The organism is candidate division WOR-3 bacterium (assembly GCA_039801245.1).
GTDB lineage: Bacteria > Hydrothermota > Tepidihabitantia > Tepidihabitantales > Tepidihabitantaceae > JAOABP01.
On the sequence record JBDRUF010000006.1, the window covers coordinates 32,428 to 47,187 of the forward strand.

Genomic DNA, 14,760 nt, shown 5'->3' on the forward strand with positions numbered 1-14,760 from the left:
AGAGGGATAATACTGATCCCTGAAACCCGCAAGTAGTTTAGTCCCGTCCGGGGAGAGGTCTATATCAGACACCGTTCCCTCATACAGCAGTCTTTGATTTCTATCGGAAAACGAATAAACATAAATACCGCCTTTCAGTTCCGTAGGGTTTGTGCGAGGGTCGGATCTTGTATCATCTATGTAGTATAGCAAGTTACCGTCTGGCGATAGAATCGGGTTAATGAAGCGGTGTTTTTCATTCCTCAAAAGGAGCTCAAAATTGGGGTTTGTGAAATAAGGTTCTTTCTCAAACAAACAACTACCTGAGAGCAACAATATCAGCCCGGTCAGAATACCCTTTGACAAACAGCTCCTTTTTCTCGTATCACTCCCTTTTTGATGTATATTTTCATTATACCCCTTACAGCATTCTGTCAAGGAGAAAATATAAAGTGATTCCTCCTGCACAAGACCGAAGACCGGAGACCAACGGACGGAAAAATCACCGAGGTTCTACAACCAGAGAGCCGCTAATTGTATTGAGAACAGAAACAGGAATAGCCTTGGTAATAGCCTTTAAGACCGTCTTACGGGGTGTTCGGGATAGAACTCAGGAGATAACCTTAGATAGAGCCTGACAGGCGGATTTGGATGGGGATTAAGAAATCGCCCTGAGTATAAGAGAGAAAAGGCTCTAAAGGGCAGCCATAGCCAGGCATAAGGATATGCTCTTAAGGGCTTAATGGTAAGGGGTAAAGGAGATAATAAGGGGGATGGTGGAGGGGACTGTCCCCGGGACGACCCCTGGGCTGGTCACTGACCGGGATTTTGGCACATTTTACCATTTTTGCGTATTATATAATGAGGCTATTAACTGCTTTTAGCCTTCAGGAAACAGGGTCTGCGCCAGTTCTGTTATCAGCTCTTCTTTTGCTAAATTCAAGATACTGTCAAGCGAAAGGTCAATCTCCTCTTTGCCTTTACGGATAATCGCGCCTCCTGAAATTGGCACCGGCTCACCCAATTTTGTCCCAAGTTGTGAACCGAACCTCGCCCTATCGTTTTCAGAAAGGTGCACGGTTGCATCCGCTCCAGCATATTTCTCCAACAACCTTTTCAGAATCGCTACATATTCCGGGTTTTTGAGAATGGCATCCCTTGCCCTTTCACAAATCTTTTCAATCACCCGCCATTTCGCCTCAAGGAGAATCTTTTTTGCCTCCAGACGCGCCTTGCTTTTGGCGTTTTCCAGAATCACCCCGACCCGTTTTTCAACCCTTTCCCTTTGCTCCCTTATCAGCCTCTCCTCGGTCTGCTTTAACCGCTCCTCAATCTCTTTTATCTCCTTTTCCCTTTCGGCATCAATGGCCGCAACCCTTTCGCGCGCGTCCGCAAGGATTTTGTCAACCAGTTCCTTTGTGCCCACTTTTAACCCAGTTTCACGCCCATCTGCAGAAATATCGTTGCTAACAGACCAAGGACCGCATAGGTCTCAACCAGCGCACCGAATATCACCGCCTTGGTTGCCTCGCTCGGACGCTTTGCCACCAGTTCTGCGCCTGCTGCACACACCTTTCCCTGCAAAATGGCGGTTATCAACCCGGCAATTCCCACAGGCAGACAGGCGGCAAACATCTGCACACCCTGACCAAAGGTTATCGGCATCAGTTCGCCCAAAAGACCAAGTTTCATAATCGCCAAAAAGGCACCAAGAAACCCGTAGAAACCCTGGGTGCCGGGAAGGGCGACAAGGATAAACAGGTTGCCGAACTTCTTCGGGTCCTCAGCCATAACCCCGCTTGCAACCTCGGCAACCATGCGCACCCCCAATGCCGAACCGATTCCCGCTACCAATGCCGCTACCACGCATCCTAAAAGTGCTATTGCCAGACCAAATGGGTCAACCATTAACTCCTCCTTATGATTTCAATGAAACAAACTGATTAACCTCTTTAAAAGGTTGAAACGGCTCACCCCCGCCGGTATAAAAACGGGGGAAAAACTCAACATACTGCAGCCTTAATGAATGGACAAACGCTCCCAAAACATTCACAGCAATATTATAGGTATGCCCAATCACTAAAACAACCAGCGCAAGAAGAACACCGATAACAGGTATGGGCAGCAACATCCAGGCGATAACATTGATTGCCATCGCCACACCGCCGGTGCACATCCCCAAAGCCATCAGCCGGATATAGGATAACAGGACCCCAAGATAACTGGTAGCACCGTAAAGGGCATAGCCACCCCAGATGAACTTCTTCAAAAGCCTCTGCCCGCTTGGACAGAGAAAATAGAAAACTGTGCCCAAGACACCGGGAACAAATGCTGGCAAAATCCTTAAAAAATAAAGCACAATACCAATAAGGGTGGCAATACCCAGGGTAAGCCTTATCGGTGTCCAGCCCTTTTTCTCAAATACGGTAAATACCGCATATCCCATCATTGTTAAAAACACCGCCAAAACCGCCCAGCGGGCAAAACCGAACTCAGACGGTAGCCAACCCAGCCTTGCAGCGAAAAATACGAGAATTGTGCCCAAAAGCCCGAACCATAGCCACTGGGAAACCATCGTCTCCCTTTCTCTGCGCGTGAAAACAACTATTGCCGCAATCGCAAACAAAATCAGGACTAAGAGGAAAGCGTTCACCTGCTCAGAAAGCATTTTCCCAAAAACCAGCCGAACCGCCAGCCCATTTAAAAGAACAAACCAGGGCAACTGCCCCAAAAGCGCCTCATCAAATCTTTTTACCCGCAGGCAGTCCGCAATCTCAAACCCAATACCGGCAATCAACTGGCAAAAACCCAAGGCAATGGAAAGTATAAAAAACTTCATCGGCTCCTTCATCGGGTCAAACCACAAAAGCCGGTTTTTAAAAGCGGCAAGCCAGCTAATACCCAAACGGTCAGGGATGTCACCAAACCAACCGCCGACCATTGCTCCGGCAGGGATGGTCAGAATTGCGCCGATAAGGACAATACCCAAAAGTTTATTGCTCATACCCATTTTCCTCATCAAAAGAAAGGTGATAATCGCCAGGACAATGCCATAACCGGCATCGGTCAAACACAATGCAAAGAATATCCCGAAAAATGGGGCGATCAGCCAGGTCGGGTCCATCTCCTCAGGCAAAGGCAACTGATACAACTCCAAGACCAGTTCAAACGGTCGCCAGAGCCGGCGATTGATAAGGGCAACCGGTGGCTTTTCATCAGGCTCAGGCTCAATGGGGACAAATGCTGCCAACCCGAAATCATCAATCAGTCTTTGCAACCTTTTGATGTCCCTATCCCTTATCCAGCCGTAAATCAGAAAAACAGCATAACTCTTAACAAAATTTGCCTCAACCTCTCTTCTTTTCTCCTCGTTCAAAAGCGCATCCGCCTTTACCTTCAGTTTTGGCAACTCCTCTGTCAGGCGCCTGATTTCCTTCTCAACCTCGGCGAGATCCTGCATAATCTGGCGTTGCTCCTGCTCAATTTTCGCTATTATCTCAGCCGGCTTTGCACCAATCCCCTTCAGGTCAATATGCTCCCATTGTCCCTGTGCCAAAACCGCGCCTATCTCCTCGGCATACTCACTAACGAACGCCACTAACGCATAAATCCCGCCATCACCCTCACTTATTTTCTGGAGGCTTGCCGGCTTACCCTCTAACCCTGTGCGCACAATCTCATATCGGTCGTGATCGGACACCCTGCCAAAAACCACCTTTACCCCCGCAATCCTCTCCAGTTCTCCAGGTGCGTATTGTAATGATACCCAAGGCCTCAGCCGCTTAATTTCATCATCGATATTTTTCAGACGGTTCTCAAGTTCGCCCCTTTTTGCGCTCAGCCGCTCTATCTTTAATAGATGTTCCTTGGGGTCATAACCTCTCGCAATCGCCTCGTATTCACTCCGGGAAATTGTAACCTTTGGTGCCACCTTCCTTCCCGCAGCAGCGCTTAACACCTCAATCGTACTCAACAACTGCTTGAGCCTCTCACCCCTTTCCTCGGTTTCTGCCTGAACGGTCTTGGTGATATGAAACACCCCTAACCGCTGTAACCTTGAAAGAAACTCATCCTTACCATCAATGTGGACCGCAATAACCGCCTTGCTTACCCGATCTATTGCCACTTCTCCAGCATCCTTCTCATTAGCATTGCTACCGCCTGATGCAGCCGCTGTTCAGGAATATTCTCCAAAACCTGTGCCTGTTTTTTAGCATCTTCAACTATCTGGGAAAAGAGATTCTTTGCCTCAATTTCTGCCTTTGCCAATGCCTCATTAAACTCCCTTTGCAAACGCTCGCGCAGTCCCTCAATCTCCACCTTAGCCTTAACCTGAGCCTGTTCAACCGCTTCAATCTTCTTTTGTTCGGCAGCAGTAATCAGCATCTTCGCCTGCGCCTCTGCCGCCTTAATCTCCTTTATGACATCCAGCTCCTCTATCGCCATAAAACCAACCTCTCAGCACACCATTTCTCAGTCCTGAACCAGGAACTGCCTTACCTGCATCAACTACCGCCTGTCTCTTCCTTATCACCCTCTTCATCAGGCACCGGCTGGACAACAAAACCAGCCTTAACCTTGATTGACTCTGAGGGCACCTCCCCGCCGCTCAAGTAAAATTCAACCGCCGGACCAGCAATCACCAAATCCTGTTCATCAATCCAGTTGGTTAGTTTGTCATAGGTTTCAGAGATTTTTTCCAACCCGCCGGTATGAATGGTAAAGGCAACAGTTATCGGTCCGAGCGCGGTAATATCTATTCCTGACTTCTCATCCCCCTTGGTCTCAGGAGGCACAGGCACGCACACCGCCCAACTGCAACTTTCCGGTGACACATCTGCTGGTGAATCGTAGTAAAGTGTAAATGGTTGACCAGCAGGTGTTACCTTATTTGCCTCAAGCCAGGTCATTAAATCGGCCATTGCCTGCTTGACTTCAGAATATGGTCCGGTCCTGTTCAAAGTGGCAACTGTCATTGCCGGCAAGGTCTCTAACTTAACAGCAAACTGCTCTACCGGCTTTGCCTTTTCCTCTTTTGCGCCACAACTGATTAAGAACACTACCACAGCGAAGACAAACACTATTTTCCAACTTTTATTGAGCATTACTTCTCCTTTCAGATTACATTGATTATAATCGGGCTTACGATTATAAACCCATCCCCTCCTCTGTCAAGAAATTGTATAAGTCAAATACATTGGCGACATTTTGGTTTTGAAGTTCGTATAATCAGGTCTCTTATGATAAACCCTATCCAGTTTTAAAAATTGCCTTCTTGGATTTCAAAAAATTACCAGTCAAACTATCTCAATGTCAGCATTAAGTAAAGAAAGAAAACCGCAGACACATCCAAGGAGAATCTTGGCTAACTTTTCATCTGATGACGGTAAACTTCTGGACCAGGGTGCGGCTATGTTCTTCTATTGTGGCAAAGTATATTCCCGGTGCGAGGTTGCGGGCATCAAGGGTGTTCTGATTTGGCTTGAGGTTTTTCACAATTCTGCCACAGGCATCAACTATTTTTATTTCGCCTTTTGCCCGCTGTTGCACGATAAAGCGGCTGCCAACTGAAGGTGAAATCAGCACCATCTTGGGCTTGGTTTCATTTGCGGGTTTATCCTGAACCCCAATCAGATTGTCCTTTACCGCCACCACCCGCGCATACCGATAGTCGTTAATATAAACCACATTGTTTATATAATTCCATTGCATTATCTCTGGCTTGATTGGCGAATAAAAGGAGTCAATAATTGTGTTTGTCCGACAGTCAATTACCATAATCATCGGGTTGCGGGTCTGAGTTAATGAGGTGTCATAATTGGGGAGGTAGAATCGGTCGCTGATCGGATTCCATAAGCATTCTTCTAAGAAATGTCCATACCTAATTCCACAAAAGAGAATCGTGTCCATTATCTGATTTGCAGCGCAATCAATGACAATGATACCACCAGAAGAATGAGGATAGTAAATCCGGTCGTCAATTGAGTCATAATAGAAGAAGGGCTCACTGGTAATAGGCACATCCATAACCGAGTCGATCACCGTGTCAGCTTTGGCATCAAGGACATAAACCCGGTCCTGGTAAGGACAGCCCATATATATTTGATGGATGTCGCCCTTATTGCGAAAGGCAAGGGGTCTGCCAATGGAATCAATTACCTTTATCACTGTATCACCTTCGCCATCTATTATGAAGGTTTTTAACCCTGAGGGCATATAGGTAATGGCAGCATAGACCTTGTCGGTATAAGGATTGACATAGCCATCGCCGCTTTCACCAACATCAATTACATTTTTTATCTCATCATTCTCGCAATCAATGATATAGATGTAGTAGTTGCGCATGAGCTCACTGAAGGGAATGGTATACAACTTGTTCCTTCGAGAACTGTAGAGGAGATAGTGCCCGCCGATATAACCAGGGATGAAATTGATGAGTGAATCAGTTTCACCATCTAACACATATACCCCGCGGTATTGAGCTGAGGTCAGGTAGATTTTATTCTCACGGGTGGCGGTGGTGAAATGGAAGAACCATTCTTCACTTGGAACACGGGACGAAAGGTCAACAACTTTTAAAGGAAGGTTGGTGCTGGCATCATAGACAGTAAGGATTGAGGAGAATGAGTCCCCGTAGATGTCGTTGATGTAGAGACGGTTGGTAACCGGTTGCCACATTATGTGGCTATTTATATAACCGATTTTCAAACAGGTTTCCAGCTGTCGCCGGTTGCAGTCAATGATAAAGAGATTGGTTCCATCATTCAGATACAGTCTGTTCGCAGTTGGGTGGAAAATATAACCGCCATTTAAATGACCCGGAACCGGGATTTCTTCAATCAATGAGTTTGTTTCGCCGTCAAACACCCTGACCCAGGCTATAGGTGGCGGTTCCGGATTTAACGAAATTGTATAAAGATGGTCGGTATTGGGATTGTAAAACAGGTCACGCAAACTGGATCGTGGAAACAGGAGGGAATCGGTAAGTTGGACTGTATTTAAGTCGATGATATATATCAAATCATTGGGCCAGTGGGATGGCACACCCGCATACAATTTATTGGCGGAGGTGTTATGAACAAGCCACCAACACCCCGTTGGCAGTTGCAGCTCACCGAGAACCTGATTGGTAAGACAGTCAATAATCTCGATTTGTGTGGTCTGGGATGAAGTAGCAGTTGCAAACAGCCGTTCACTTTCCGATGAGAGAGAAATATTCTGATAACCAAGATTGGGCGGGGCGCTGATTGAGTCGGTAATTGTGTCATTGGTGCAGTCAAAATAATATATTGCTGTTTGAGTGCAGATGTAGGCGCAACTACGGAGAGAATGAAATACGGTTCTCCAGTGCAACCCCGGCATTTCCTTTATCACCTCGTTATTTCGGCAGTCTATCACATAGGTAACAGGCTCACTCTCGTAAAACCACACGGTGCAGTAAATTTTATTGGCGGGAATGCTGATGTTAAGTCGGACATTACTACCGGACCGGGGTCGCAATCCACCGGTGGGAAGGGTGATGGTATCAACTATTGCCTGAGTGGAGCAGTTGATAACATATAAATTTACTGCCGTATCAGAAGGAAGAACTATCGAACCCATATATAGGGAGTTGTTATCGGGATTGAAGATAACAGGTCCGGTGATGTTGCGGAGCGGTTTTAACCTCGTTTTTGTTGCACAATCTAAGACCACCGCGTTGTTGTGTGAGATGATATAAAGCCTGTTCATAACCGGATTAAATAAGATGTCGTCGAACTCGCCGCAGCCGCCTAAGGTGTCAGGAATATAAAGAGTGTCAAGGAATTGGGACTGGGCTGGACCGGCAAGCAAAATCCCGACAGCAAGGAAAAGGATTGTATTTTTCATATTTCACCTCCAATCCTGCGGCAGGGTGTCATATTTTTTACTTTACTATCAACTTGCCGCCTGTTTCTGCGGCATTTATCTTGATTCTGTAGAAATAGACACCAGCAGGAACTTTTTTGCCCTCAAAGTCCTTCAAATTCCACATGCACTTGCCGTTCTCAAGCTTCAACTGGTTGACAAGTGTGCCGTTTTCAGAATAGATTTTTAGGATGATATTGTGAGGGGCTCCAAGAATCTGGAAGGAGGCACTTCTTTGTGCCGGATTGGGCAAGGCGATAAAGGTTTTAGCCGGGGTGAGTAACGAGGAAGAGGGTTGGCTGCCCTTTAGTTCAGTGGGAAATTCAGTATAAAAGCCGATGCGGTCATTGTTGTAGCCGAAAGACGCCCAGATACCGGGCAGGGAATCGGAGGGGTTTTGGGAATACCAGTAGGCGCCAAAAACAAGGTCTGAGCCATAGGCAACAATGTAAGGCGGGTCTTCACCATCAGGCGACCAATTGTCAGGGACATCATAACAGTTAAACACATTATCGTAGCCACCGTGAAAACAGTGAAGGATGGAAGCCCTTTCTGCAGTAGGTTCTTGCGTCAGGTTTCCCCAGGTGTCGTGAGAAACCAAGGCGCCACCAATACCTGCTCCTGGGCGGATTAGATTATCGCGTGCCTCCCAGGTCATACTGGAAATTTCATATCTGCTGAAGCGCCTACCAGTATTTGACATCCAAGAGTAGCCCTGCATCGCATAGATATGTGTAGGTGAAAGTGTTAAATAAGGAACAGGTGGCCACATCGCCAAGTCTGCACCCTCATAAAAGCAGGTATCCGTATACCCTGGTTCATTAGTGGTGAACGGGGGTAAGAGTTGCCATACGGGAATCGGTGGCGGTGACTTGATTGACCCCTGACCTCCGTAAACCCGGTTATAGACCCCAAATTCAGGACTTCCGCCTCCTTTTATTAGATAAAACTTGGTGACCGGCCACCCAGGGACCATTGCAAAGCCCCCGAATTTCAAACTCCCACCCGCACCTATTGGAACCTCTCCAGGGATAAATGTTTCCTTGCTCCAGGTTTGCGTTGGAACATCAAAAGCCCAGAGTTCATTTCTGCCACCAAAAACGGCAAGGACCTTTTCCTCAGGTGGGTTAGTATACGGGTTGAAGAAATAGCAGATGGAGGCATCATGACAGGGTGCTATTTCACGGGGTGGACCTGGTAATTGGTGCCAAACTATTGTTCCTCCAAAACCAGCATACGCCCAGAAAAAGCCATAAGGAGCTCTATTGCAAGAGTCTACCAGAAGGAAAAGTTTGCCATATGGTTCGCCGGGTCTATGTCCGTAGGTTAAAGCGCTCCCCATCCCGGTTCGATTGTATGGGTAGGGGGGTATTAAAATAAGCCCATTCTCCTCCTGTGGCTACCAAGGGGAGAGAAAGCATTAAAAACCCTTTGATTATGAGGTGTTTCATCTTAGCCTCCTTTTTCCTTATATAGTGGAGAGTTAGACACCCTGCCGCATAACTAATCATACTACAATTCAGCCTCGTGTCAAGCAGATGTATAATTCAATTTGCCACCTGTGCCACGGATGTTACCAAAAACCGCTTGATTTCCATAAATAACCCCTAACCCCTAATGTCGCATAGGTATCTTAACTTTTCCTAAATCGTCACAACCCGGTCGCTTGTTGACAAAGGAATTATTATCTGTATAATAAACCGATGCCGAATCGGATAAACTCCATCTTTACTCTTGAAGACACATTTATCGCCTATGCAGCGGGTGATAACGGCACGCTTCTTAAGAGCACCGATGCCGGTGCCACTTGGGAGAAACTATCTGTGCCTGTTCAGGTTAACCTCTATAGCGTCTGCTTTCCGGGACAGGCGGTTATTGGCTATGCCTGTGGTGACAGGGGCATCATCCTCAAAACCGAAAATGAAGGCAGAACTTGGCAGGTGCTTGATTCTGGAACCGATGTTGACCTAAGGGCGATAAAATTTCCAGTTTCACCTGAAATTGGCTTTGTTGCCGGTGATAAAGGAACGGTTCTGCGAACCACCGACAGTGGTACCACCTGGGAGAGATTAATCACCGCCACCGAGGAAAAGATTATGGATGTCCATTTTCCCGCTGATGTCATCACCGGCTATGCGGTCGGTTTGAATGGCACGGTGTTAAAGACAACAACCGGGGGCTCAATCTGGTTCTCCCAGGCAGAAAATGTTGCCGAACTTACCGCCAACACCCATTTTACCGCTGTCCATTTTCCTGCTGATGACCTCGTCGGATTTATGACCACAACCCTGGGCAGGGTCTTCTTTACCCCTGATGGCGGTGAGGTCTGGCGTCCCTTACCGATTGAGTTTTTCGTCCCGCCACTTTACTCACTTGATATCCGGCATGATACAATGGCGGGCTTCTGTGTCGGGGCAAAAGGAACTGTGATTCACACCCTTGATGGCGGTAACACCTGGGAGAAAATTGACCCCGGTACCGAAAAGGACCTTTTCAGCATCCGCTTCTTTGCCGACGGAATTATTGGCATCATCGGCGGTGATGAACACACCCTACTTTTGAGCAATAACGGTGGCTACACCTGGGCTCCAGCAATCATCAAAGATTAAAAAAATCCCTAAAATTCGCTTGACATTGCTTGTCTTTGTAATATACTAAAAATTCCAGTTTGTTATTTAGTAACATAAAAATACAAAGGAGGAAAGAAAATGGCAGATGAGCCAAAGTTTTATGAGCCGTCAGCGGAGTTAGTAGAAAACTCCAACATTATGGCTTTTATGAAAAGGCATAACATTAAAACGCTCGACGAACTTCTTAACCGCGCAAAAGACTTGGAGTGGTACTGGGGCGAAATGGCAAAGGAACTGGAATGGTTCAAACCTTGGAATAAGGTGCTGGATGAATCCCAGGCGCCCTTTTACAAATGGTTCATCGGCGGTCTTTTCAACATCGCCCACAACTGCCTTGACCGGCATATGAAGACTGATGTTAAGGACAAGGTCGCCTATATTTATCACTCTGAACCCGGTGAAGTTGAAAGATGGACCTATCAGAGGCTTTATCAGGAGACAAACAAACTGGCAAATGCCTTAAAAAGTCTCGGTGTGAAAAAGGGCGACCGGGTAACCATATTTTTGCCGATGATCCCCCAGTTACCTATCGCGATGCTCGCCTGCGCCAAGATTGGTGCAATTCACTCGGTGGTTTTCTCCGGTTTCTCATCCGCATCCCTGCGTGACCGGATTCAGGATGCTGAGGCTAAGGTCTTAATAACCGCGGATGGTGCCTATCGCCGGGGCAAACTGGTAACCCTGAAGGCAAATGCCGACCCGGCACTTGCTGAATGCCCTTCAATAGAGCATTGCATTGTTTTCAAACGGGCGGGCAATCCGGTTGAGATGAAACCCGGCAGAGACCTCTGGTGGCACGAACTGACCGAAAAAGAACCGTCTGAATGTCCAACCGAACAGATGGACTCTGAAGACATCCTTTACATCCTCTACACCTCAGGCACAACCGGTAAACCCAAGGGTGTTGTCCATGTCCATGGTGGTTATGCGGTTGGCACCTACACAACCCTTAAATTTGTGTTTGACATCAAGCCCAACGACATTTACTGGTGTGCGGCTGATATCGGCTGGGTAACCGGACACTCCTATATCGTTTACGCGCCACTTATGCTTGGTGCCACCTCCATACTTTACGAGGGTGCACCCGACTATCCTGCACCTGACCGCTGGTGGTCAATCATTGAAAAGGAAAAGGTAACAATCCTTTATACATCGCCAACCGCAATCAGAATGTTTATGCGCTTTGGCGAGGAGTATCCGGCAAAGCACAACCTCACATCTCTCCGTCTTTTAGGCTCGGTGGGCGAACCTATCAACCCTGAAGCCTGGCGCTGGTACCGCAAAAACATCGGCGGTGACAAACTTCAGATTATGGACACCTGGTGGCAGACCGAAACCGGAACCTTTGTGATTTCGCCTCTGCCCATCACACCGCTAAAACCAGGCTCAGCAACCCTCCCTCTCCCCGGCTTTGCTGCTGATGTTGTCTCCTCTGAAGGTAAGCCGATAAAGCCTAATGAGAACGGTTTTGCTGTCATCCTTCGTCCCTGGCCAGCAATGCTCCGCACCCTTTACAAAGACCCCGACCGCTATGTTCAGGCGTACTGGTCACGCTTCCCTGGAAAATATCTTACTGGTGACTCCTGCACAAGAGACGAGGACGGTTATTTCTGGTTCAGAGGGAGAGCAGACGAAGTCCTTAATGTGGCTGGACACCGGCTCGGCACCGCCGAGATTGAATCTGCCTTGGTTGCCCATCCTGCTGTTGCTGAGGCAGCGGTCATCGGTATCCCTGATGAGGTCAAGGGTGATGTGCCCAAAGCCTATGTTACGCTCAAGGTTGGTTTCCAGCCCAGCGAGGCTTTGGTTGAAGAACTGAAGAAATGGGTCTCTCAAGAAATTGGTCCAATTGCCCGACCAGAGTCAATCGAATTCAGAGACAAACTACCCAAGACCCGTTCCGGCAAGATAATGCGCCGACTTCTAAAAGCCGAGGCATTGGGCAAGCCCATCGGCGACATCTCAACCCTTGATGAGTAAATCAAAAAGGCAGGGGTGCCAGCAAACACTATGGCACCCCTGCTAATGTAATTTTATCATAAAAGGAGGCTCACTGTGAGCGAAAACAAGATGTTCAATCGCTGGCTGATTGTTGTCGGCGCCCTTTTAATCCAGTTATGTCTTGGTGCAATCTATGCCTGGAGCGTCTTCCGCAAACCGCTTGAATCCACCTTGAACATAACCTCCACCCAGGCTTCCCTGCCCTTCTCCTTTGTTTTGGTCTTCTTTGCCCTTGCCACAGTTATTGGCGGCAGGCTCCAGGACCGGTTTGGACCCCGTATCGTTGCCATCATCGGTGGCTTTCTCCTTGCCCTGGGAATGATTCTTGCCAGTTTTGCCCAAAACATCGCAATGCTTGTCATCGCCTATGGTGTTATCTCTGGAATTGGTATCGGCTTCGCCTATGTCTGCCCGATATCTGCCGGTGTCAAATGGTTTCCGGACAAACGCGGCTTGATTACCGGGCTTGCTGTTGCTGGATTCGGTGCCGGGGCCCTGATTGTTGGACCCCTTGCCCGCGCAATGATTGACTCTACTGGCGTATTTGCCACCTTCCGTTATCTCGGTATCGCCTATCTTATCCTGATCTTCATCGGCGCTTTGATTCTCCGCAACCCACCATCAGGCTACAAACCTTTAGGCTGGAACCCACCTCAGCCCGCAGCCGGAACAACAGTGCGCACCGATTTCTCTGCCGGACAGATGCTTAAAACCGCTCAGTTCTGGCTCATCTGGCTCACCTATTTTGCCGGCTGCGCTGCCGGTCTGATGATTATCGGTCAGACCTCACCGATTGCCCAGGAACTTGCCCGTTTCAGCAAGGAGACCGCTGCGCTCGGTGTCAGCATCCTTGCCATCTTCAACGCCCTGGGCAGAATCTTCTGGGGCAGAATCTCAGACACCATTGGCAGGACCCGTGCCCTGCTTTTGATGTTTCTCATCAACGCCGTTGCCATTTTCGGCTACTTCTTAATCCCGTCAATTCCCTTTATCTTCTGGATTGGCATTGCCCTTGTTGGCTCAAGTTTTGGCGGCTACCTCGCAATCTATCCAGCGGTAACCGCCGATTTTTATGGCACAAAATATTCCGGGATTAATTATGGTCTGGTATTTACCGCCTACGGTATTGGCGGACTTTTGTCCAACATCTTTGCCCCAAGGATGAAGGAAATCACCGGCAACTACAACGCCGCATTTCTGATTACCGCCCTTTTGTGCCTTGCCGCGGCAGTAGTCATTATTTTAGTCAAGCCGCCTGCCGTCAGGCAAAAACCAGCCACATAAAAAGGAGTAAATAAAATGAAAAAACTTTCACCGGCAGAAATAGAACAGTTAATCACCAAGGCAAAAAAGCCAGCAGAGGATGCCTTGAAACTTCACCCCTTTTATCGGGGGAAGTATCAAATTGCCCCAAAGTGCTGCATCCGCGACTTTAACGACTTTGCCATCTGGTATACCCCGGGTGTTGCCGCACCCTGCAAAGAGATTCAAAAGGATGTCAACCTTTCCTTTGTCCATACCAATCGGGCAAACACCATCTGCGTTTTAACCGATGGCACCAGGGTCTTAGGGCTCGGTGACATCGGACCAGAAGCCTCAATGCCGGTAATGGAGGGCAAGGCGCTACTCTTCAAATACCTCGGCGGTGTTGATGCGGTGCCAATCGCCATCCGCACCAAGGATCCGGATGAATTCATCCGAACCGCCAAGCTCCTTGAGCCCTCTTTCGGCGGATTTAACCTTGAGGACATCGCCCAGCCCAAATGCTTCAGAATCCTTGACACTCTGCGTGCCGAGATGGATGTCCCGGTCTGGCACGACGACCAGCAGGGAACCGCAGCAGTTACCTATGCCGGTCTGGTCAATGCCTTAAAGATTGTCGGCAAGGACATAAAAAAGGTCAAGGTGGCGATGCTTGGTGCCGGCGCCTCCAACATCGCCATCGCCCGGGTTATCATCAAAGGCGGTGTTACACCGGGAAATATCATTATGTGTGACTCCAAAGGAACTCTGCACAGGGGTAGAACTGAACTACAGGACCAGTTCAAGGAAAAATGGCATATGTGCGAAATCTCCAATGCGGAAAATGTCCGGGGCACAATTGCCGATGCGATGAGAGGTGCCGATGTTTTGATTGCCCTTTCAACACCCGGACCAGGAATTGTCAAGCCGGAATGGATTAAAACGATGGCGAAAGACCCGATTGTCTTTGCCTGTGCCAACCCGATTCCAGAAATCTGGCCTTGGGAGGCGATTGAGGCGG

The 14,760-nt window shown here is 48.2% G+C and carries 11 protein-coding genes; 4 read left to right on the forward strand and 7 right to left on the reverse strand.

Going from position 1 to position 14,760, the window contains the following annotated elements; genetic code table 11:
- Positions 1 to 859: 859 nt before the first annotated feature.
- From ABIK47_01740 to ABIK47_01770, 7 genes are all read right to left on the reverse strand, one after another.
- Positions 860 to 1,405: a V-type ATP synthase subunit E gene (locus tag ABIK47_01740; protein MEO0019347.1), complete on the reverse strand. Its 546-nt coding sequence runs from the start codon at positions 1,403 to 1,405 to the stop codon at positions 860 to 862.
- A 2-nt stretch (positions 1,406 to 1,407) separates the two neighbouring features.
- The gene (locus ABIK47_01745; protein ID MEO0019348.1) at positions 1,408 to 1,887 is read right to left on the reverse strand and encodes a V-type ATP synthase subunit K; all 480 of its coding nucleotides are present in this window, start codon (positions 1,885 to 1,887) and stop codon (positions 1,408 to 1,410) included.
- Positions 1,888 to 1,897: 10 nt separating this feature from the next.
- On the reverse strand, positions 1,898 to 4,105 hold the full coding sequence (locus tag ABIK47_01750; GenBank protein MEO0019349.1) for a hypothetical protein: 2,208 nt from the start codon (positions 4,103 to 4,105) through the stop codon (positions 1,898 to 1,900).
- Positions 4,096 to 4,425, reverse strand: a complete 330-nt coding sequence (locus ABIK47_01755) for a hypothetical protein (GenBank protein MEO0019350.1) — start codon at positions 4,423 to 4,425, stop codon at positions 4,096 to 4,098. Before ABIK47_01755 ends, ABIK47_01750 begins: the two co-directional genes overlap by 10 nt.
- A 59-nt stretch (positions 4,426 to 4,484) precedes the next feature.
- Positions 4,485 to 5,084 (reverse strand): GyrI-like domain-containing protein, encoded by a 600-nt coding sequence (locus ABIK47_01760; protein MEO0019351.1) that lies wholly within the window; start codon positions 5,082 to 5,084, stop codon positions 4,485 to 4,487.
- A gap of 268 nt (positions 5,085 to 5,352) precedes the next feature.
- On the reverse strand, positions 5,353 to 7,848 hold the full coding sequence (locus ABIK47_01765; GenBank protein ID MEO0019352.1) for a T9SS type A sorting domain-containing protein: 2,496 nt from the start codon (positions 7,846 to 7,848) through the stop codon (positions 5,353 to 5,355).
- Between the two features lie 37 nt (positions 7,849 to 7,885).
- Entirely contained in the window at positions 7,886 to 9,208 is a 1,323-nt protein-coding gene (locus ABIK47_01770) for a T9SS type A sorting domain-containing protein (protein ID MEO0019353.1), read from the reverse strand.
- Positions 9,209 to 9,569: 361 nt separating this feature from the next.
- Between ABIK47_01770 and ABIK47_01775 the strand changes: the two genes are divergently transcribed.
- The 4 genes from ABIK47_01775 to ABIK47_01790 form a co-directional block, all read left to right on the forward strand.
- The gene (locus ABIK47_01775) at positions 9,570 to 10,475 is read left to right on the forward strand and encodes a YCF48-related protein (protein ID MEO0019354.1); all 906 of its coding nucleotides are present in this window, start codon (positions 9,570 to 9,572) and stop codon (positions 10,473 to 10,475) included.
- 99 nt (positions 10,476 to 10,574) lie between these two features.
- A complete protein-coding gene (gene acs / locus ABIK47_01780; protein MEO0019355.1) occupies positions 10,575 to 12,476 on the forward strand; it encodes an acetate--CoA ligase in 1,902 nt (633 codons plus the stop codon).
- A 75-nt stretch (positions 12,477 to 12,551) separates the two neighbouring features.
- Positions 12,552 to 13,781, forward strand: a complete 1,230-nt coding sequence (locus ABIK47_01785; GenBank protein ID MEO0019356.1) for an OFA family MFS transporter — start codon at positions 12,552 to 12,554, stop codon at positions 13,779 to 13,781.
- 15 nt (positions 13,782 to 13,796) lie between these two features.
- Positions 13,797 to 14,760 (forward strand): NADP-dependent malic enzyme (locus tag ABIK47_01790; GenBank protein MEO0019357.1); only part of this gene is annotated, 964 nt, incomplete at its 3' end.